Annotated in this window: 22 protein-coding genes; 21 read left to right on the forward strand and 1 reads right to left on the reverse strand. The window is 63.9% G+C overall.

The genetic code is table 11. The features are described 5' to 3' along the window. Nucleotides 1-209: 209 nt before the first annotated feature. From IVA82_RS25905 to IVA82_RS26005, 21 genes are all read left to right on the forward strand, one after another. Nucleotides 210-1,115 carry a flagellin gene (locus IVA82_RS25905; protein ID WP_247389704.1) on the forward strand — a complete coding sequence of 302 codons (906 nt, stop codon included), beginning with the start codon at nt 210-212 and terminating at the stop codon, nt 1,113-1,115. A 275-nt stretch (nt 1,116-1,390) separates the two neighbouring features. Continuing rightward, on the forward strand, nt 1,391-2,302 hold the full coding sequence (locus IVA82_RS25910; protein WP_247389705.1) for a flagellin: 912 nt from the start codon (nt 1,391-1,393) through the stop codon (nt 2,300-2,302). A gap of 303 nt (nt 2,303-2,605) precedes the next feature. Further along, nucleotides 2,606-4,231, forward strand: coding sequence for a flagellar basal-body MS-ring/collar protein FliF (gene fliF / locus IVA82_RS25915; protein WP_247389706.1), 1,626 nt, complete (start codon nt 2,606-2,608; stop codon nt 4,229-4,231). After that, the gene (locus IVA82_RS25920) at nt 4,228-4,923 is read left to right on the forward strand and encodes a hypothetical protein (protein WP_247389707.1); all 696 of its coding nucleotides are present in this window, start codon (nt 4,228-4,230) and stop codon (nt 4,921-4,923) included. Before fliF ends, IVA82_RS25920 begins: the two co-directional genes overlap by 4 nt. A gap of 6 nt (nt 4,924-4,929) precedes the next feature. Next, the gene (locus tag IVA82_RS25925) at nt 4,930-6,291 is read left to right on the forward strand and encodes a MotB family protein (RefSeq protein ID WP_247389708.1); all 1,362 of its coding nucleotides are present in this window, start codon (nt 4,930-4,932) and stop codon (nt 6,289-6,291) included. Beyond that, nucleotides 6,288-7,469 carry a chemotaxis protein gene (locus IVA82_RS25930; protein WP_247389709.1) on the forward strand — a complete coding sequence of 394 codons (1,182 nt, stop codon included), beginning with the start codon at nt 6,288-6,290 and terminating at the stop codon, nt 7,467-7,469. Before IVA82_RS25925 ends, IVA82_RS25930 begins: the two co-directional genes overlap by 4 nt. Further along, nucleotides 7,466-8,767, forward strand: coding sequence for a flagellar hook-length control protein FliK (locus IVA82_RS25935; protein WP_247389710.1), 1,302 nt, complete (start codon nt 7,466-7,468; stop codon nt 8,765-8,767). The genes IVA82_RS25930 and IVA82_RS25935 overlap by 4 nt, the downstream gene beginning before the upstream one ends. Beyond that, the gene (locus tag IVA82_RS25940) at nt 8,718-9,299 is read left to right on the forward strand and encodes a transglycosylase SLT domain-containing protein (RefSeq protein ID WP_247389711.1); all 582 of its coding nucleotides are present in this window, start codon (nt 8,718-8,720) and stop codon (nt 9,297-9,299) included. Before IVA82_RS25935 ends, IVA82_RS25940 begins: the two co-directional genes overlap by 50 nt. Nucleotides 9,300-9,381: 82 nt before the next feature. Continuing rightward, the gene (locus IVA82_RS25945) at nt 9,382-10,620 is read left to right on the forward strand and encodes a flagellar hook protein FlgE (protein ID WP_247389712.1); all 1,239 of its coding nucleotides are present in this window, start codon (nt 9,382-9,384) and stop codon (nt 10,618-10,620) included. Between the two features lie 34 nt (nt 10,621-10,654). After that, a complete protein-coding gene (flgK, locus tag IVA82_RS25950; protein ID WP_247389713.1) occupies nt 10,655-12,130 on the forward strand; it encodes a flagellar hook-associated protein FlgK in 1,476 nt (491 codons plus the stop codon). A 3-nt stretch (nt 12,131-12,133) separates the two neighbouring features. Next, complete coding sequence (locus IVA82_RS25955; protein ID WP_247389714.1) at nt 12,134-13,180, forward strand: flagellar hook-associated family protein; 1,047 nt, start codon at nt 12,134-12,136, stop codon at nt 13,178-13,180. 64 nt (nt 13,181-13,244) lie between these two features. After that, on the forward strand, nt 13,245-13,589 hold the full coding sequence (gene flaF, locus IVA82_RS25960) for a flagellar biosynthesis regulator FlaF (protein WP_187435766.1): 345 nt from the start codon (nt 13,245-13,247) through the stop codon (nt 13,587-13,589). Next, nucleotides 13,589-13,999: a flagellar biosynthesis repressor FlbT gene (flbT, locus tag IVA82_RS25965; RefSeq protein WP_247389715.1), complete on the forward strand. Its 411-nt coding sequence runs from the start codon at nt 13,589-13,591 to the stop codon at nt 13,997-13,999. The genes flaF and flbT overlap by 1 nt, the downstream gene beginning before the upstream one ends. A gap of 14 nt (nt 14,000-14,013) precedes the next feature. After that, nucleotides 14,014-14,427 carry a flagellar hook assembly protein FlgD gene (gene flgD / locus IVA82_RS25970; RefSeq protein WP_148738809.1) on the forward strand — a complete coding sequence of 138 codons (414 nt, stop codon included), beginning with the start codon at nt 14,014-14,016 and terminating at the stop codon, nt 14,425-14,427. A 2-nt stretch (nt 14,428-14,429) separates the two neighbouring features. Further along, complete coding sequence (gene fliQ / locus IVA82_RS25975) at nt 14,430-14,696, forward strand: flagellar biosynthesis protein FliQ (protein WP_148738808.1); 267 nt, start codon at nt 14,430-14,432, stop codon at nt 14,694-14,696. Between the two features lie 76 nt (nt 14,697-14,772). Next, nucleotides 14,773-16,854, forward strand: a complete 2,082-nt coding sequence (gene flhA, locus IVA82_RS25980) for a flagellar biosynthesis protein FlhA (protein WP_247493634.1) — start codon at nt 14,773-14,775, stop codon at nt 16,852-16,854. Next, nucleotides 16,851-17,603: a flagellar biosynthesis protein FliR gene (gene fliR / locus IVA82_RS25985; protein ID WP_247389717.1), complete on the forward strand. Its 753-nt coding sequence runs from the start codon at nt 16,851-16,853 to the stop codon at nt 17,601-17,603. Before flhA ends, fliR begins: the two co-directional genes overlap by 4 nt. A gap of 6 nt (nt 17,604-17,609) precedes the next feature. After that, nucleotides 17,610-18,029 (forward strand): hypothetical protein, encoded by a 420-nt coding sequence (locus IVA82_RS25990; RefSeq protein WP_247389718.1) that lies wholly within the window; start codon nt 17,610-17,612, stop codon nt 18,027-18,029. Then, a complete protein-coding gene (locus IVA82_RS25995) occupies nt 18,026-18,514 on the forward strand; it encodes a rod-binding protein (protein WP_247389719.1) in 489 nt (162 codons plus the stop codon). Before IVA82_RS25990 ends, IVA82_RS25995 begins: the two co-directional genes overlap by 4 nt. Nucleotides 18,515-18,556: 42 nt before the next feature. After that, nucleotides 18,557-19,066, forward strand: coding sequence for a flagellar biosynthesis protein FlgN (locus tag IVA82_RS26000; RefSeq protein ID WP_247389720.1), 510 nt, complete (start codon nt 18,557-18,559; stop codon nt 19,064-19,066). Beyond that, nucleotides 19,063-19,521 carry a hypothetical protein gene (locus IVA82_RS26005; RefSeq protein ID WP_247389721.1) on the forward strand — a complete coding sequence of 153 codons (459 nt, stop codon included), beginning with the start codon at nt 19,063-19,065 and terminating at the stop codon, nt 19,519-19,521. Before IVA82_RS26000 ends, IVA82_RS26005 begins: the two co-directional genes overlap by 4 nt. A gap of 125 nt (nt 19,522-19,646) precedes the next feature. On the opposite strand, the gene IVA82_RS26010 is transcribed toward IVA82_RS26005, so the two are convergent. After that, the gene (locus IVA82_RS26010) at nt 19,647-20,417 is read right to left on the reverse strand and encodes a response regulator transcription factor (protein WP_346658806.1); all 771 of its coding nucleotides are present in this window, start codon (nt 20,415-20,417) and stop codon (nt 19,647-19,649) included. Between the last annotated feature and the right edge of the window lie 276 nt (nt 20,418-20,693).

The following is a 20,693-nucleotide window of genomic DNA, read 5'->3' on the forward strand; positions in this document are numbered from 1 at the left end:
TAGCAAAAACTAATATTAACCATATGATATTGCAGCGGAATTCAAGCCGATCTTAATCTGGGCGCAAGATTCGGCGTGTTAGCAATGCGGCACGGCGGGTTGGACCCCACCCCTATCAGTCCAAAGGCATGATGCCGCCCTTCCGTACCGGTGAAAGCCCGGTATGTCCCCTGATGAAAATGTAACGCGTACATAAAGGGACATTCGCAATGTCAAGCCTTCTCACGAACTCGACCGCTATGACCGCGCTCCAGACCCTGCGGTCTGTCAGCTCGCAACTCTCCACCACGCAGAACCGGATCTCGACCGGCCAGCGCGTGGCTACCGCTTCCGACAACGCCGCCTATTGGTCGATCGCGACGTCGATGCGCGCCGACAACGCCGCGCTCTCCGCGGTCTCCGACTCGCTCGGTCTGTCGGCTGCGACGGTCGACACGCAGTACACCGCTCTGACCACGGTTATCGGCGACAAGGACTCCGGCCTGACCAAGCTCCAGGCTTTGCTGGTCGAAGCCAAGACCGCCGGTATCGACCGCACCAAGATCCAGGCAGACGTCACCCAGATCCAACAGCAGATGAAGAGCACCGCCAATGCGGCGACCTTCAACGGTGTGAACTGGCTGAGCACGACCGCCACCACGCCGACGACAGTCAACCTGGTATCGTCGTACTCACGTGTCGGCGCCACGCCGACCACCGGCTCGATCAGCCTCACCGTCGCCAACTATTCGCTCTATTCGAGCACCCAGACGGGCTTCCTGGACACGGTGAGCGGCACTGCGTCGGTCGACACGATCAACATCGGCGCGCTGACCGACTCGGCGGCTGACCAGACCACGCTCGACGGCTTCATCGCGCAGGTCACCGGCGCGATCAACTCGGTAGCCTCGGCCGCCGCTGACCTCGGCGCCGTCAAGACCCGCATCTCGACCAACACGGACTTCGTGAAGTCGCTGATGGACTCGGTTGATCGCGGTATCGGCCAGCTCGTCGACGCCGACATGAACCAGGAGTCCACCCGCCTGGCGGCCCTCCAGGTCCAACAGCAGCTCGGCGTCCAGGCGCTCTCGATCGCCAACAACAGCAGCCAGAGCATCCTGTCGCTGTTCCGCTAAGCTTCAAACCATCCGGGGAGGGCCGCGCTTCTCGCGAAGCGCGGCCCTTTTATTTGGCGTGACGCCGCCCGCACGCCATGATCTCGGCTGCTCTGTTGCAACCAGGGCACAGAGCCACAAGCCTCGCACAAGCTTCAACTTCTACCATCGCCGCTACGACAGGTTGGGCCCTCAAAGCGAATTTTCGCGGGCACAAAGGCATGACGCCGCCCTGTCGTACCGGTGCAAGCCCGGTATGTCCCCAAACTCAATTCAATCTTCAAAGGGACATCAAAATGGGTTCTAGCCTCCTCACCAACTCCGCAGCAATGACCGCGCTGCAGACCCTCCGGAACGTCAGCGCCAGCTTGCAGACGACCGAAAACCGGATCTCGACCGGCCAGCGCGTCTCGACCGCCTCGGATAACGCTGCCTACTGGTCGATCGCGACCTCGATGCGCGCCGACAACGCCGCGCTCTCCGCCGTCTCCGACTCGCTCGGTCTGTCGGCTGCGACCGTCGACACCGAATATACCGCTCTGACCGCAGTTGTCGGCGATAAAACCGGCGGCCTGACCAAGCTCCAGGCGCTGCTGGTCGAAGCCAAGACCGCCGGTATCGATCGCACCAAGATCCAGGCGGACATCACCCAGATCCAGCAGCAAATGAAGGGCACCGCAAACGCGGCGACCTTCAACGGGGTGAACTGGCTGAGCGCGACTGCGACCACGCCGGCGACCTTCAACCTGGTGTCGTCGTTCTCTCGTGTCGGTGGCACGCCCACCATCGGGTCCATCACTCTGACGATCGCCAACTATTCGCTCTATACCAGCACCCAGACCGGCATCCTGGACACGGTAAGCGGCACTGCGTCGGTCGACACGATCAGCATCTCCGCGCTGACCGACTCGGCTGCTGACCAGACCACCATCGATGGCTTCATCGCCCAGGTCACGGCCGCGATCAACTCGGTGGCCTCGGCCGCCGCCGATCTCGGCGCCGTCAAGAACCGCATCTCGACCAACACGGACTTCGTCAAGACCCTGATGGACTCCGTGGACCGTGGTGTCGGTCAGCTCGTCGACGCCGACATGAACGCGGAATCCACCCGCCTCCAGGCGCTCCAGACCCAGCAGCAGCTCGGCGTTCAGGCGCTCTCGATCGCCAACCAGAACAGCCAGAGCATCCTGTCGCTGTTCCGTAACTAAGCGGCGAGTCCGAAATGACCGTGCTCCCCAGGGAGCACGGTCCCCCGCCGTGATCGGCGGATGTAGTGGCACGAAGCGTGCCCGCAAGCGACTTCTGACGCCAGCCTTCATGCAACACGCCGCAGCCGATCGCGTGCCATGCGCCCAGTCGCCTGCATGTTGACATTGAACCGATTGCGCTGCCCAAGCTTCTTGTAAAATTGCAACGCCTCGAAGGCGAACCGACACGTTCGTGTCCTCACGCAACCTCCAGACAAGGTTCGCAGCGGAGTGTCATCTACGTTCGCATTGGTACGAGGTCTTATGCTCAGCCGCGCGCAGCTACAGCAGCTGCTCAACAATCTGCTGGAACTCGGGCCGCGACGCCTGATGGCCCTGGGACTGATCGGCTTTGCCGTTCTCGTCACCGTCGTCGGAGGCGCCTATTATCTGAGCCGGCCGGAATTCGAATCGCTCTATACCGGCCTCAGCCGTGAAGACGTGACCCGCATCGGCGCCGCGCTGCGCGAGCAGAACATCACCTTCGACGTCAGTGCGGCCGGCGACGCCGTTTCGGTGCGCCCCAGCCAGACCATGCAGGCGCGGATGCTGCTCGCCGAGAAGGGGTTGCCGACCAGCGCCAATTCCGGCTACGAGCTGTTCGACAAGATCGGCTCGCTCGGCCTGACCTCGTTCATGCAGGAGGTCACCAAGCTCCGTGCGCTCGAAGGCGAAATCGCCCGCACCGTTCAATTGATGAAGGGGGTCAAGGCGGCGCGGGTGCACATCGTCATGCCTGTGCGCGGCTCGTTCCGCGCCACGCAGCAGCCGCCGTCGGCATCGGTCGTGCTGCGTACCGACGGTGCGATCGAAGCACGCACGGCGCAGTCGATCCGCCATCTCGTCGCGGCCGCCATCCCCGGCATGACCCGCGACAAGGTGACGGTGCTGGATGCCGACGGATCCATGCTGCTGGCCGAAGAGGATGAGGCCAGCGCCGCGCCTACCAAGATGGCGAGCCTGCAGAAGACGGTTGGCGGGATGGTGCAGGAGAATATCCGAAAGGCGCTGACGCCGTATCTGGGCCTGGACAATTTCGAGGTGAGCGTCGCCCCGCAACTCTCGACCGACAAGCGGCAGACCAACGAGACCGTCTACGATCCGGAGAGCCGCGCCGAGCGATCGGTCCGGAACGTCCGCGAGAAGGAGACGTCGCAGAACGCGGATCGCTCGCAGCCGACGACGGTGCAGCAAAATCTTCCGGACCAGCAGGTGAATGCCGGCGGCACCAAGAACTCCAGCGAAGACAAGCAGCGCCGAGAGGACGTCACCAATTTCGAGGTCTCATCCAAGACCACGACGACTGTGAGCGATGGCTATTCAGTCAAGAAGCTCTTCATCGCCGTGCTGGTCAACCGCACGCGGCTTGTCGCCGATCTCGGCGACAAGAGCAACCAGGCCATCGTCGACAGCAAGCTCGCCGAGATCAGCCAGCTCGCGGCGACCGCCGGCGGACTGGACAAGCAGCGTGGCGACCAGATCCAGGTGACGGCCGTCGACTTCATCGAGGGCTCACGCGAGCTGGCGCCGGTGCCTCCGATCAGCTTCGTCGAGATGATCAACAAGCAGCTCGGCAGCGTCATCAACGCGGTGACGATCCTGGCCGTCGCCTCGATGCTGGTCTGGTTTGGCCTGCGACCCGCGGTCAACGGCATCCTGACCCACCGAGCGCAGCAGGAGCAGACCGAGGCCGCGGAGGCTGCCGAGCTCGAGGCCGCCGCAGCCCTCGCACTGCCGGAAAGCGATCTGGCTGAGCTCAACCTCGTCGAAGACCTCGAAGGCAAGATGCAGCGAACGCCGCAGAAGCGGCTGGAGCAGATCGTCCGCCTCGACCAGGCGCAGGCGGCCGCGATCCTTAAAGACTGGATGCGACGGGAGGAAGCGGCATGAACGCGGCAATCGGAAAACTCCTGACGCAGTTCGACGCGAACGGTCGGGTCAAGTCGCAGCCGCTTCCGCCGCCGAAGGCCCAGGAGCCGGCGGCAAGACCGAAGGAGGTCCGGCGCGAGCCTCAGCCTCAGCCCCAGGCTCAACCGCAGCCGCCGCAGCCTCAGTCACCGCCTCCGGCGTCCAAGGCGGAAACCCCGCCGGCCAATCTTCTCGACGATGCCCATCGCCGCGGCTATGCCGCCGGTCTTGCGGAAGGCGACGCCAAGCTCGCCGAAGAGCGCGTCCGTAGCGCCATCCGGCTCGGCGAAGAGCGGGCCAAATGGTCCGACCAGCAGGCGGTCGCGGTCGTCAACGGTTTCGAGTCCGCCTGCCGCGAGATCGAAACCAATATCGCAAGCTCCGTTGCGCGGATCCTGCTGCCGTTTCTCGCCGATGCCGTGCGTGACAAGGCGATCGGGTCCCTGGTCGAACAGATTGCTGCGCTGACTGGTTGTTCGCCGGTGCCGGTGTTCAAGATCACCGGTCCGGGCGAGTTGCTCGATCTCGTGCGGGCGCAGCTCGATACGGCCCGGCGAACGGGCCTCGAATACGAGGCCGCTGACACTTTCGAGGTTCGCGTCGTCGCCGACCAGACCGTGATCGAGACGCAGATCTCGATTTGGGCCGAACGCCTGAAGGAGGCGCGCCGGTAGTTCGCCATGAATGAGGTCAAGCAAGAGCTCGTGATCATCCGCCGGCGCAGCGCCTTCGACGACGAGAAGGCGCACGGTGGCGTTTGGAAGATCGCCTATGCGGACTTCATGACCGCGATGATGGCATTCTTCCTGGTCATGTGGCTGATTAACGCGCTCAACCAGGACCAGAAGCAGGTGGTCGCGAGCTATTTCAACCCGATCAAGCTCGCAGAAAACGCGCCCGCTCCCAAGGGCCTCAAAGACCTGAGCAAGAAGGAGCCGTCTTCATTCGAAGGCCAGGACGGAAAGCGTCAGCCGGGCGGGCCGAGCGAGGAGCGCCGCGGCGACTCGCCGACGGCGGAGAAGCCGCCGTTCTACGAAGAGAAGGTCCTGTTTCGCGATCCCTACGCCACGCTTGCCGAGATCGCCAATAGCGCGAACCAGGCCTCGGGCCAGCGGCGCGCCGGCGCCCTGACGTCCGCGGAAGAAGACGGTCTGAAAGGTGGCGACGCTTATCGCGATCCGTTCGACCCGGGCTATTGGAAGCTTGCTCCGCAAGCTTCCAAGGATGCCGATCCCATCATCGAGAACGAGCCGAAGCCGAATACTTCCGCGCGCGACAACCCGGCAGGTACAGGCCAGGGCGAGCCGCAGGCGCGCCGTGCAAAATCGGACGATGCCGGCGGAAGCGTGGCTCCGAACCCAGACGCGTCGTCCGCAAGCATGTCCCCGCTGCTGCCGCCCGGACCCGCGCCGTCGCAGTCTTCGCGCGAAGGCAGCGCCCAGGCGAACGCTCAGCCCGGCGCCCAAGCCAACACACAAGCCAACACACAAGCCAACACGCCTGCCAACGCCACGGCGCCGCCGCGACCCGCCGATACCGCGAAGGACGCCGATCCGCGCGAAGCCGCCCAGGCGCAGCAGCCGACCGTCAAGCAGCTTCAGGCCGCGATCGCCGACGCGCTGTCGGACATCAAGGCCGGCGCCGGACCGGTGGCCGAGGTTCGTCAGGTCGAGGAAGGTCTTCTGATCAGCCTGACCGATGATGCGAGCTTCGGAATGTTCGCGGTCGGCTCAGCCGAGCCGCGCCCCGAGCTGATCCGTGTGATTGACAAGATCGGGCCGCTGTTGACCAAGCGCCAGGGCCCAATCATCGTCCGCGGCCACACCGACAATCGGCCGTACCGGTCGGAGACGTACGACAATTGGCGGCTGTCGACCGCTCGTGCGCAGATGGCTTACTACATGCTGGTCCGCTCCGGCGTCGATGCGCAGCGGATCGAGCATGTCGAAGGCTACGCCGACCGTCGGCCGAAACTCCCGAACGATCCCGCCGCCGCGCAGAACCGCCGCATCGAGATCCTGATCCGGGAGAAGCGTTCTTGATCAGGCTGCTGCTTAGCGCCGTCCTGCTGGTATTGCCGCTCACCGCGGCACGCGCAATCGCCGAGCCTGGGCCGGCATCGGTCGAACCCTATGAGCTCGTCCGTTCGTTGCAGGCGGTGCAGGACGGAATCGCCAATGGCGACACGGCTGCTCATGGCAGCCACATCGCGCTGATCAGGCAGATCGGCGAAAAGTTTCTCGCAGCCGATGCGAGCGTCTGGAGCAATCCGCAGAACGGCCAGGCTGTCGTCATCTATCTACTCAGCGGCGGCGCGCCCCAGATCGTCCGCAAGCTGCCGCGCGACAAGCTGAACGTCGATGAACGGCTGCTCAATGGCGCGCTGGCCTATGTCGAGGGTCGCCAGGACGAAGCCCGCGAACTGCTCAAGGACGTCAAGCCGCGCACGATTCCATCGGGCCTGGGCGGGCAGGTCGCACTGGTCCAGGGCGCGCTGTTCGCGCGATCCGAGGCATCGCTCGCGATCGAGCGTCTGGACGACGCCCGCCTGCTCCTGCCGGGGACGCTGGTAGAGGAGGCGGCGCTACGGCGCGAGATCCTGTTGGTCGGGCAGGCCGAGGACTTCGACAAGTTCGAGTTCCTGACGCTGGCCTATATCCGCCATTACCGCAACTCCATCTATGCCGGCGATTTCTGGCAGCGCTTCTCCTCGGGCCTGACGCAATCGAGCGTGGCCCTCGACGACCGTCGCTTCGCGCGGATCGGCACCCTGCTGGAGCAGATCGATCGCGCCAGCCGCCTCAAGCTCTATCTCGTGATTGCCCGCGCCGCGATGCTCCGCGGGCGACTGGCCGTGACCCGGCTCGCAGGGGAGCGGGCGCTGGCGCTCAGCGCTGATGCCACGGCGGATCGCGAGCGTGCGCATTTATTCCGCGGCGTCTCGCGCGCGCTCACCGACGAATATGACGGCGGGCTCGCTGAGCTGAAGGCGCTTGACCGGTCAAAGCTGCCGGAGCGCGACATTCCGCTTCTGAATGCAACGGTCCAGCTCGCGCTCGATGTCCGCAAGCCGATCGCGGGCGCGTCAGCCGGTGCCACGGCCGATAAGTCTGCGCCTACGCCAGCGCGCCTTGATCTCGCGTCGTCGACCACGACGCTTGCGCGCGGCCGCAAGCAACTCGGCGAACTGGAACTCCTCACCAAGGACCGACGACCATGACCAAGCTCAACGGAACCTCCGCGCAGCTTTTCTCTGGTCTCGCCGAAAGCCTCGGCGTGCGCGGGACGTCGCGCGCCGGCAAGAATGCCGGGGGGAAATCCTCCGGAGACGCGGCGTTTAACGATCTGCTCCACACCGTCTCGAACCTTGCGAAGCGGGCGCTCAACGATGAAGGCGGCGACGCGACCGTGAAAGCCGGAGCGCTGCGCACGCATCTCGCGCATCCGACCGAGAAGGGCAAGCCGAAGGACGATGCGGCGCGCGAGCGCACCGAGGCAGTCGAGGAGTCCAAATCGTTGGAAGACCAGAGTCCGGTCGACCAGGCCGTGAAGGCCGACATCCAAAGCCGATCGAGCATTCCCATGATCATCGGGCAGGACCTCGCCGCCATGCCGGCCATGAAGCCCCAGATACAACCGCCAGCGGGCGACAAGAAAGATGCCGCTGCGCGGGACGAACGACAGTCCTTGGCGAAGCGCGACGTTCAGAGCGTGAGCATGACGAAGGGGGCGGCGGGCGATGTCGCTCCCACCGTTCCATCCGGCTCGCGTCCGCAGGTCGCGGCTCCGCAACCGGCGGCGGCGCAGGAGGGCAGCGATGCCTCGCCGAAAGCAATGCCCACCACGCCCAGTTTCGAAACCGTCACGGCCAATGTGGAGCGCGCCGCGAAGGTGTCGGGGCGGGACGCGTTGCCCGAAGCGACCAAGGTCACCGTGGTTCAGCAGGAGACGCATCTGCCGCCGGCGCAGTTCAGTGCGACCCAACAGGTCGCGAACGCGGTGGTGTCGGAGCTGAAGGGTTCGCCTCAACCGGCGGCATCCGCTGCGCCCGATCTCGCCGCGCCCCTGGCCAACGTACCCGATCAGCCGCTGAGGATTCTTACGATCAATCTCGAGCCGCCGGCGCTGGGCAACGTCACCGTTCGGCTTCGTCTCGTCGGCACGGAGGTCTCCGTCCACCTCGCGGCCGAGCGCAAGGACACCAGCCAGATGCTGGACCAGCAACGCGACTCGATCCGCGAGCTCATGCAGTCGGCGGGCTATGTCGCCGAGGTCGCACCTGTCCAGCACGGCTCGCTGGACGGATTCCAGTCTGGCTCCGGCCAGTCGCAGCCGCAGCTCTCTGGCCAGCAACACCAATCGCCGCAGTCGCAAGGGACGTTCGACGGCGCGAGCACGTCGCCCGGGCAATCGGACGGCGGAGCCAAGCAAGCGCGGCAAGAGCGCCAACCCAATCAGGAGACGCGTCATGACCAGGACGTGGCGCCGCATCTTCGTCGCGGCCCTGTTTATCTGTAACGCCGGCGCCGCGCAGGCCGCCACCGACGGCGCACGCCCCTGCGAGCGCGAGATGGCGCGCGCCTCACGGCAGCACGGGATTCCACTCGGCATTCTCTATGCGGTTGGCCTGACCGAAACCGGGCGTCGCGGTGCGCTCTATCCTTACGCGCTCGGCGCGGAGGGACAGACGGTGTTCGCCAAGGACATGGGGGACGCGATCGCGAATTTCGAAGCGATGCGAGCTAAGGGCATCAAGCTCATCGACCTCGGCTGCATGCAGATCAACCACTACTACCATGGCGACAAGTTCGCTTCGGTGCAGGCGATGTTCGATCCGGTCAGGAATGTCGATTACGCGGCGCGCTTCCTGAAGGAGCTGAAGCAGCGCGAGGGCAGCTGGACCATGGCGGTGGCCCGCTACAATGCGGGCCCCAACAACCAGTCGGCGCAGAAGCGCTATGTCTGCCACATCGTCGCGCATCTTGTCTCAAGCGGCTTCGGCGCGTGGACCGACAAGGCGCGCTCGTTCTGCCAGGCGCAGACGACATGAAGTTGTGCATCGTTCCTTATCATCAGCCTCGCGCAAGCAAGAACCACCATTGTAATTGCAACCTACCGAAGGAGTCCTATTCATGAGCCTGTATGGTGTTATGCGCACCGGCGTTTCCGGGATGTCCGCGCAGTCCAACAAGCTGTCGACCGTCTCGGACAACATCGCGAACGTCAACACGACCGGCTACAAGCGGGCTTCGACCGAGTTCTCCTCGCTGATCCTGAAGAGTGGCTCCGGCAATTACGATTCCGGTGCCGTCGAGACAACCGTCCGCTACGCCATCAGCGACGCGGGACATCTCCAGTTCACGACCTCGACGACCGATCTCGCCGTCCAGGGCAACGGCTTCTTCGTCGTGCAGGACCCGAACGGCAACAACTTCCTGACGCGCGCCGGAGCCTTCGTGCCCGACAGCACGGGTAACCTCGTCAACACGGCCGGCTTCCAGCTGATGGGTTACAACATCCAAAACGGCGCCGTGCCGAACGTCTCAGCCAATGGCTTCGGCGGCCTTCAGGTGATCAATGTCAACCAAATGGCGCTGCAGGCCTCGGCCTCGACCAAGGCAACTGTCGCCGCCAATCTGGCTCCAAGCCCCACCAACCTTGCGGCGCCGGCCAGCCCGACCAACTATACGTCGAAGACGTCAATGGTGACCTACGACAATATTGGCAGTGCCGTGACGCTTGACGTCTATCTTGCCCAGACCGCGACGGATACCTGGGATATCCAGGTCTACCAGGGAGGAGCACTGCTTGCACCAACCGGCCCCAGTACCACGTTCACCTTTGACACGACGTCGGTCGGCAAGGGCGCTCTGGCTGCAGCGAGCACGAAGTCGCTTTCATTCAACGTTCCCAGTTCCGGCGGTTCGACCTTCCCCTTCACGATGGACCTCTCGGCCATGACGCAGGTCGCCTCGAGCTTCGACTTCAAGGCGACGGTCGACGGCAACGCGCCGTCTGCGGTCGAGAAGGTCAACATCGACGACAAAGGGGTGGTAAGCGCGGTCCTCAAGAATGGCACGCAGCTTCCAAGCTTCCAGATCGCGCTCGCCAACGTGCCGAGCCCGGATCGTCTGACGCCCGAAGTCGGCAACGTCTATTCTCCGAACCTGGATTCGGGAACCGTGCAGGTCGATGTCGCCGGCAAGAGCGGTCTCGGAACCATCAAGTCGGGCGCGCTGGAGGACTCCAATGTCGATCTCGCGGACGAGCTCACTGGCATGATCGAGGCGCAGCGCGGCTTCACCGCGAACTCGAAATCGTTCCAGACAGGCGCCGATCTGCTCGACGTCGTCGTCAACCTGAAGCGCTGAATCCCCAAGCGTTCATCCCGGGCAAGAGCAAGCCATGTCCCTTACCGCCGCTCTCGACTCCGCCCGCGCCTCGCTCATGGCGTCGGGCATCCAGTCCTCGACCATCTCGCGCAACATCGCCGGTGCCAGCGCCACCGGTTATTCGCGCAAGATTGCCGTGCTGGACAACCTGCCCAATGCCGGTGTCTACGTCGCAGCGATCCAGCGTGCCGCCAGCTCGGGTCTCTACAACAACGTCCTGATCGCGACCTCGTCGTCGGCCAAGCAGAGCACGATATTTGACGGTCTCCAGAAGATCGCATCGGCCACGGTGGACGATCCGGAGCTCGACCAGTCGCCCACCGCCCAGCTCAACAAGCTGAAGCAGGCGCTCCAGCAATATGCCAACGCCCCGGACAATACCACGCTGGCGCAGGCGGCGGTCACGTCCGCCAAGGACATGGCGATCGCGCTCAACCAGGCGACCCAGACCGTGCAGTCGGTCCGTGAGGGCGCCGATGCCGACATGAAAACGTCGGTTCAGAACATCAATCAGTTGCTCTCCCAATTCCAGACCGTGAACACCGCGATCATGAAGGGCACGATCTCCGGCGACGACATCACCGACTACCTCGACCAGCGCGACAGCATCGTCTCCCAGCTGTCGCAGGAGCTCGGCGTCACGATGTCGATCCGTCCCAACGGCGACGCGGCGCTTTATGCCGACAGCGGTGTGGTTCTGTTCGACAAGACGGCGCGGACGGTGAGCTTTGCGCCGACCAATGCCTACACCGCCGGCACTACGGGCAATGCTGTCTACATCGACGGCGTGCCGGTGACCGGTGCCAATTCGGTGATGCCGCTGAAATCAGGCAAGCTCGCGGGCCTCGCTCAGCTGCGTGATCAGGACACCGTGATCTATCAGAGCCAGCTCGACGAAATCGCGCGCGGCCTGATCGATACCTTCAAGGAGAGTGATCAGTCCGGCGCGTCGCTGCCCGATGTGCCCGGCCTCTTCACCTATCCCGGCGCGCCGGCGATACCGGCGAGCGCCACCGTCTCAGTCGGCCTTGCCGGCCTGATCAGTGTTGCGGCGTCGGTCGATCCGGCGCAGGGCGGCAATCCCGATCTGCTGCGCGACGGCGCGATCAGCGGCAACGTCGCATACCAGTACAACACCGCCGGCAACGCCGGCTACTCGGCCCGGCTGCAGCAGCTCATCGGTGGCATGGATGCGTCACAGCCGTTCGATGCAACCACGCAAGGCAAGCCGAGCGGCAGCTTGATCGACTTCGCGTCGTCGTCGACGAGCTGGATCGAAAACCAGCGTAAGGCCGCGGACTCCAACGTCACCTACCAGAAAACGCTACTCGACCGCAGCACCGCCGCGCTGTCGAACGTCAGCGGCGTCAACATGGACGACGAGATGTCCTTGATGCTTCAGGTCGAGCGCACCTATTCGGCGTCGTCGAAGATCATCTCGACCGTCGACGAAATGTTGCAGAGCCTGCTGGCCGCCGTGGGGAATTAAGCCATGATGAGCGCGAACTACATCTCGACCTTGATGCTGTCTTCGACCTTGAGGTCCTCGATCACGAACAACCAGGCTGCGCTGAGCAAGGCGTCGAAGGAGGCTACCACCGGCCGCTTCGCCGATGTCGGCCTCGAGCTTGGTGCCACGACGGGAGGCGATCTCACCCTGCGGGCGGACCTGAGCTTCGCCGATCAGCTGGTCGATACCAACGGCCTCGTCTCGGGACGCCTGGATGTGACGCAGAACCGGATCACCCAGCTCAACACGACCGCAACGTCCTTCCTCAAGGACCTGATCGCGGCCCGCAGTACGGACGGTGGCGGCCGAGTCATCCTGCCGCCCGCGTCCTCCAACCTCCAGGATCTGATCGGTGCGTTGAACGTCTCCTATAACGGCTCGTATCTTTTCTCGGGCATCAACACGCAGAACACGCCGATCACGGCTTACACCGCGGGCTCGGCCAGCAAGAACCAGGTCGACGCCGATTTCCTTGCGACCTTCGGCTTCTCGCAATCCTCGGCCAGCGTGAGCAGCATTACCCCGGCCCAAATGCAGACCTTCCTCGACACCACCTTCGATGCGGAGTTCGCGAGCCCGGCCTGGAACACCAATTGGTCAACGGCCACTGACCAGGTCATGCAAAGCCGTATCTCCACGACCGAGATCGCCGATACGTCCGTTAGCGCCAACCAGACCGGCTTCCGCAAGCTCGCCGAGGCCTACACCATGATGGCGGATCTCGGGAACGCGAACCTGAACCAGACGACGTTCCAGGTCGTCGTGGACAAGGCCATCGGTCTCGTCGGTAACGCCATCACTGACCTCGCTGTGCTCGGCGGCGGCGTCGGCACGGTCCAGCAGCGGATTAATTCTGCAACCGACAAGCTCAAGACGCACCAGGACATTCTGAACAATCAGATCGTCGGTATGGAGAAGATCGATCCGGCGGAAGCGTCGGTGCGCGTCAACACCTTGCAGACCCAGATCCAGACCGCGCTTGCGCTGACGTCGCAGCTCCAGAAGATCAGCCTTATCAACTATCTCTGAGCCAAGGCTCCTTCGGTTCGTAACCTTTGTCTTGTTCTTCGGTTTCCTGTGCAGAGTGGTCCTGATGACTTTTGAAGCCTATGAAGCGGTCGTCGAAGACAGCGGCCAGGAGGCGCGCGGGCGCGAGCGGCACGCGCTCAGCCTCGGCATCGACCGGCTGGAGCGGCTCCAGAAGGGGCGCTTCAGCCTCGAGGATCTGGTCGAGAGCCTGCTCTATGTCCGGCGGCTGTGGACGATCTTCATCGAGGATCTCGCCCATCCCGAGAACGCGCTTCCCGACAAGCTGCGCGCCGACATCATCTCGATCGGCCTGTGGGTGGTCAAGGAAGCCGATCGGCTCCGCGAGGAGAGATCGAACGACGTGATGCAGCTCATCGAAATCAATCGCCTGATACGAGACGCTCTTTGATGAAGGTATCCTTGCGGGCGGGCGAACGGATCTACATCAACGGCGCGGTGCTGCGCGTGGACCGCAAGGTCTCCATCGAGCTCGTCAACGACGTGATGTTTCTGCTCGAAGGGCAGGTCATGCAGGCTTGCGACGCCACCACGGCGATGCGGCAGCTCTATTTCGTCGTCCAGCTCATGCTGATGAATCCAACCGACGTTCGGGACCCGATGGCGCTCTATCGGCCGCATCATGCGGCGCTTCTCGCGCTCTGCGAGAACCGCGAGATGCTGGACGGGCTTAACGCGATCGACGAGCTGGTCGGCTCGACCCGCTATTTCGAGGCGCTCAAGCGGATCAGGGCGTTGTTTCCAGTGGAGCAGGCAATTCTTGGCGGCGCCATGATCGATTCCCCATTCGAGGCTGCCTGACAGCGGAGAGGCACATGAACGTTCCCAGCGCGACCGAGACCACCAGCAAGACCACTTCGACCGGCTCTCCCACGGCCACGTCGAGCAACAGTGTCGACTACAATACGTTTCTTCAGCTCCTCGTGGCCGAGATGAAGAATCAGGATCCGACCAATCCGATGGACACCTCGCAATATATGAGCCAGTTCGCCCAGCTCTCGACGGTCGAGCAGGCCATGCAGACCAACACCAAGCTCGATGCGCTGCTGTCCTCGCAGGCCTTGTCGCAGGCGGACGGGTTGATCGGACGGACCGTCAGCTTCACCGACTCGACCGGAGCGAGCTTCACCGGCAAGATCGCGTCGGTCTCCATCAACAGCGACGGCTCGATTGCGACCCTCGAGAACGGCACGAAGGTCGCGATCGGACCCGGCCTCACGCTCAGCTAGCCATGAACGAGCGTGACGCCCTCGACATCGTCCAGGCGGCGATCTGGACGATCATCGTCGCCTCGGGGCCCGCGGTCGGCGCGGCGATGCTGGTCGGCACCATCATCGCGCTGCTTCAGGCCCTGACCCAGATCCAGGAGGTGACGCTGACCTTCGTTCCGAAGATCATCGTCATTCTCCTGGTCGTTGCCGTATCCGGCTCCTTCATCGGCGCGCATCTCTCCACTTTCACCGAGATGGTCTATTCGCATATCGAACGCGGCTTCTGATCCGAGGGCCGCCGGCCCACCACCCTCGCGTAAGCTTTGCGCGGCAGATTAGGTGCGGACCCTCTGCCGGTGACCCATGGCCGATACGTTAGCTGCTAGCCTGCCGACCCCGCGACGACTCGGGGCCGACGCCTTTTTCGCCGGCGGCATCGTGGCCATGCTCACGATCCTGTTCCTGCCGATCCCGCCGATCCTGATCGATCTCGGCCTCGCTTTCTCGATCGCGTTGTCGGCGCTGATCCTGATGGTCGCGTTGTGGATCCAGCGGCCGCTCGATTTTTCCGCTTTCCCGACCGTACTGCTGATCGCGACCATCCTGCGCCTGGCGCTCAACGTCGCGACGACGCGCCTGATCCTGTCGCGCGGCGGGGAGGGGGAAACTGCCGCGGGCCATGTCGTTGCCGGCTTCTCCAAGTTCGTCATGGGCGGCGACTTCGTCATCGGCCTGATCATCTTCGCGATCCTGGTCACGGTGAATTTCGTCGTGATCACCAAGGGTGCAACGCGTATCGCCGAAGTCGGCGCCCGCTTCACCCTGGACGCCATTCCCGGCAAGCAGATGGCGATCGACGCAGACCTGTCCGCGGGCCTGATCGACGACAAGGAAGCCCAGCGCCGGCGCCGCGAGCTCGAGGAAGAGAGTGCGTTCTTCGGCGCCATGGACGGTGCCTCGAAGTTCGTCCGCGGCGATGCCATCGCCGGCCTGATCATCACCGCGATCAACATCTTCGGCGGCATCGTGATCGGCGTCACCCATCACGGCCTCAGCCTTGCACGCGCCGCCGACGTCTACACCAAGCTCTCCGTCGGCGACGGTCTGGTCACGCAGATGCCTGCGCTGATCGTGTCGCTGTCGGCGGGCCTCCTGGTCTCCAAGGGCGGCACCAGGGGGTCCGCGGAGCAGGCTGTGCTGCGGCAGCTCGGCGGCTATCCGCGCGCGGTGTCGGCCGCGGCGCTGATGATGTTCGTGCTCGCCTTGATGCCGGGGCTGCCGATGGCGCCATTCGTGCTGCTCGGAGGGGTCATGGCGTTCGTCGGCTACTCGCTACCGAAGCGGCAGGCGGCGCGGGAGCGGAAAGAGGAGGCGCTCAAGGCCGACGAGCGGGCGCAGAGCGATACCAAGGAATCCGTCAAGGAGCAGCTCAAGATCGCCGAGATCGAGCTGTCGCTTGGAGGCCACCTTTCGGTTCATCTCTTGGGTTCGCGCAACGAGCTTGCGCACCGCGTCGGCAAGATCCGCAAGAAATTCGCCAAGCAATACGGCTTCGTGATTCCCGAGATCAAGCTCACCGACAATCTGTCGATCGATCCCAAGAGCTACCAGATCCGGATCCACGACACGCGCGTCGCCCATGGCGAGCTGCGGCTCGGCGAGGTGATGGTGCTCGTGGACAAGGATGGCAACCCCGATGTCCCCGGCGAAGAGGTGATCGAGCCCGCCTTTGGCATGAAGGCGCTCTGGGTGACGGAAGCTTTCACCGACGAGGTCAAGCGGCAGGGCTGCAAGCCCGTCGACAATCTGTCGGTTCTGCTCACGCATCTCAGCGAGGTGCTTCGAGCGAACCTTGCCCAGCTGCTGTCCTACAAGGACATGCGTGCCTTGCTCGACCGGCTCGATTCCGAATACAAGCGCCTGGTCGACGACATCTGTCCGTCGCAGATCTCCTATTCCGGCCTGCTGGCGATCCTGAAGATCCTCCTGGCCGAGCGCGTATCGATCCGGAACCTGCATCTGATTCTCGAAGCGATCGCCGAGATCGCGCCCCATGTGCGGCGGTCCGAACAAGTCGCCGAGCATGTGCGCATGCGTCTCGCCGCGCAGATCTGCGGCGACCTCTCCGACAATGGCGTGCTCAACGTCGTCCGCCTCGGCAACCGCTGGGATCTGGCGTTCCACCAGAGCCTGAAGCGCGACGCCAAGGGGGACGTCGTCGAATTCGACGCCGATCCGCGGCTGATCGAGCAGTTCGCGACCGAAGCCAGCGCCGCAGTCCGGAAGTTCACCGAGAACGGCACCAGCGTGGTGTTGGCGGTCACGCCCGAAGCGCGTCCCTACGTTCGCATGATCCTCGAACGGGTATTCCCGACCCTGCCGATCCTGTCGCATGTCGAGGTTGCGCGCAGCGCCGAGATCAGGCCGCTTGGAGCCATATCGTGATCAGCGGCCTCACCGACAGCGTACTCGTGACGTTCATCGTGTTCTGCCGCATTGGCGCCTGCCTGATGCTCGTGCCCGGCTATTCCAGCGTCAACGTTCCGGCCCAGGTTCGCCTGTTCGTCGCGCTGGTCACGACGTTTGCGCTCACGCCGATCTTGATCGCCGTCCTGAAACCACTCACGGAGAACGCAGCACCGCTGACGCTCGCGCTACTGATCTGTTCGGAGCTCCTTGTCGGCAGCGTCATCGGGCTCGGTGGGCGCGTGTTCTTTCTTGCGCTCCAGACCATGGCAACCGTGATGGCGAGTGCGATCGGCCTCAGCAACATCCCGGGGACGCCGGTGGGTGACACCGACCCGGCACCGGCCCTGGTGCCGTTGATCATGGCGGCCGTCACCACACTGTTCTTCATGACCGATCAGCATTGGCAGGTCCTGCGCGGGCTGATGAACTCCTACGATGTCTGGCATCCCGGCGACAGGATCGGCGGAAGCATGGCACTCGACCAGCTCGTCGGCCGCCTCTCGGAGGCGTTCGTGCTGACGCTGCGGATTACCAGCCCATTCATCGTCTACTCGGTCATCGTCAACCTGGCGGTCGGCCTCATCAACAAGCTGACGCCGGCAATTCCCGTCTATTTCATCTCGGTGCCCTTCGTCCTGTTCGGCGGATTCCTGCTGCTCTACCTCACCAGCGACGAGCTGCTGACGCAATTCATGCTCGGCGTGTCGTCGTGGCTGGCGGAATGACCGGCCATGACGTCGCGCGCGGACAAGCTCGGCCGGATCGTCTCGCTCGTGAAGCTTCAGCTTCGGTTGTCCGAATGGCAGCTCGCGCAATTGCGCCAGCAGGAGAGAACCTTGCACGACGAGCAGACCTGGCTGGTCGGAGTTCTGAACGAAAGGGAGTTGCCGGCGGGCTCGTCGAACGAATCGATCGCGCGACGCCTTACCAGGACGAGCGTCGGCGCACGCGCCTTGCAGGCCCGGGCCGCTCAGCAGCTCGACCAGGTCCGCGCGGAGAACCGCCGTGTGAAACAGCTCGAGCAGGTCGCGAAAACGGCGCTCGCGGACAAGCTTCGCGAGGCGGAGAAGCGCTCGCTCGAAGAGATGACGGGCACAAGCCCCGCCGTGCGCGACTGGACGCCACGGCCAGCCAACCGGAACAAGACATGATCGTGACCGCGACACCCGACCTCGTTCTCGACGTCCTTGCGGCCGCCGATCCCGTGACGCAGCGCGCGGCGACGGCGAAGCTCGATGCATTGAAATCCCCGGAGGCCGATTTTGCCGCCACGATGGATGCCGAGGTCGGCAAGGCCGCGGCCACGACGCCAGCTGGCGATCCGTCCACGGCAAATACGGCGGACGCGCAGCCGTCGCTGCCGAACGCCGCGGCGCCGGTGCAGGTGATCAAGGCGCCGGCCTCGGGCGAGGTCTACCGCAAGTTCGAGGCGTTCATTCTCCAGACCTTTGTCGAGACGATGTTGCCGAAGGAGTCGGAGGAAGTCTTCGGCAAGGGGACCGCCGGCAGCGTCTGGAAGTCGATGCTTGCGGAGCAGCTCGGCAACCAGCTTGCGAAGGGCAAGGGGATCGGCATTGCCAGGCAGCTCGCCGCTGCGCATCCGGCCGTTCTGGACGTTCCGGGCAAGGGCGGATGATGGATCTGGGATGGGTGACGAAAGTTGAGGAGTGAATTTCCGATGCAGGCAAATGAAGGCGCGGCGGCGCTGGTGATGGAACAGCCCGAGGTCGACACCGAGGCGACGGTGGAAGCCACGCAGGGCGCGGTGATGTTGCCGGTGCACCTGCCAAATGCCGGCGGTGAGGTGGCGCCCGACGGCACCCATGCGGCGAGATCGGACGAGGTGTGGGGCCTGCTGGCGTCGATCCGCCGGCTTGAAAGTATCATTGAAGAGGAGACGGTCGCGCTCGCGACCGGGAAGAAGATCGATTTCGACGACTTCAGCGCGCGGAAGAGCCGGAGCATGCTGGAATTCGTCCGCCTGATGCGGGCGCGGATGCATCTCGGCGCCGAGGCGGAGATCACCGCGGAAATCCAGCGCCTGCGCCAGAAGCTCGAGCGGAACCGCGCCATCCTCGAAATGCACTACGACGCCGTGCGCGAGGTCGCGTCCATCATCGTCAGGGCGGTCAAGGAGGCCGAGTCGGACGGCACCTATAGCGGTCGCGCAGTGCAGGACGGAAGATGATCAGACTGGTGCTGGCCGGACTGTGGGTATGCATCCTCACCGCGGGCACGAGCTATGCCGTGGCCTATTGGAAGGAAAACGGCAGCCTGCTGCCGGCGAAGGACGAATATCTCGACGGGCTGCAATACCAGAAGACGCGGGCGCTGAGCGTGCCCATGGTCGAGAACGGAAACGTGCAGGGCTACATCGTCGCGCGCTTCGTCTACACTGTGGAGGCGCGGACCATGCACCAGCTCACCGTTCCGCCCGAGCCGTTCGTCGTGGATGAAGCCTTCCGTAGGATCTATGCGGACGAGCGCCTCGATTTCAGGAAGCTCGCCCGCTATGACCTCTCCGTCCTCACGACCGCCATCAAGCAGCGCGTCAACGAGCGGATGCAGGCCGACGTCGTCCAGGACGTCCTGGTCGAGGACTTCAACTACGTCTCGAAGGACGAATTCCAGCAGAAGCCGTAGCGCAACCGACCTGCGCCGCGAAGCCGGCCGGGCGCTCTGCCGTCTGTCCGCCGCTGAAAATGCACCGGCCTCTGCGGGATATGGCCGCAGAGGCCGGTGTCGTTTGGTATCGATGTCGTGTCGCGTCAGTTTCCTGCCGGGTACGCCGCCGGGGCGGCGTGGGCCCTGTTCAGGAGGATGCCGACCTCGCCGAGATCCTGCATCGACTCGTCGATGGCCTCGCCGGCCGGGATGTTGAGGCGATAGCCGACGTAGCGCCGCGCCACGATGGCGTCGAAGCCGAGGCGGTCACGAAGCTTCTTGCGCAGCTTGCTCACATGGCTCTCGATCACGCTCTCGTCGAAGGTTGCCTCGAAGATGCCGTAGACCGCGTTGAAGATCTGCGTCTTGGTGATCCACTTTCCGTGGTTGCCGACCATGTATTCGAGAATGCGCAGTTCGCGGCGGGGCAAGGTGAGGGCGCGGCCGCCGATCTCGGGGTCGCGTCCGTTGAAGAAGACCTGGATTCTGGTTTCGCAGGGCCTTGGCAGGTCGCCGACCCTGCGTCGTGAGATCGCGGCCGTTCGGGCCAGGATCTCGCGAAGATGGATCGGTACGTAAACCACATCGTCCACGCCCGATTCGAAAAGCTCAAGCGTGTTCTTGAGCATTTTCTGGCCGCTCATGGCGATGATGGGAGCCGAGGAGCGCTTGCGCATCGCCCGCGGCAGGCTTCCGCGGGTATCGCAATCCCCGAGGAGGAAGGCGTCGACTGCTGCCAGATCCGATTCATTGGCGGATTGCAGCCAGTCCCAGAACTCTCCGGAGGAAAAGCCGATCGACGATACACCTTCGCGATCGAGCCCTCCGACGTAGCTGTTCGCGACGCTCTCGCGATCATCAACGATTATATACATCAGTCTTTCGCCCCTGTTTCGCACGTGTTGCGGCCGGATGGGTTAGTGTGATGCCCGGCTCGGCAACCATGCTGTTTGACGATATTTCCTTCCCGCGAACCGTTATTATGGTTTCATATTCGCGGGCAGCCCTACGCATCCAGTGCCTGCATGTGCAGGCCTGTTACTTCGACTCGATACTGAACGCTACGACGTGAGGCCCGGCGGGTGTCTACGGATCACCTCGCGGGGCGGATTGTGACAGCGACCTAGAACAGTTGCGCCAAGTTGCTCATC

It is taken from the genome of Bradyrhizobium sp. 142 (assembly GCF_023074015.1).
Taxonomy (GTDB): Bacteria; Pseudomonadota; Alphaproteobacteria; order Rhizobiales; family Xanthobacteraceae; genus Bradyrhizobium.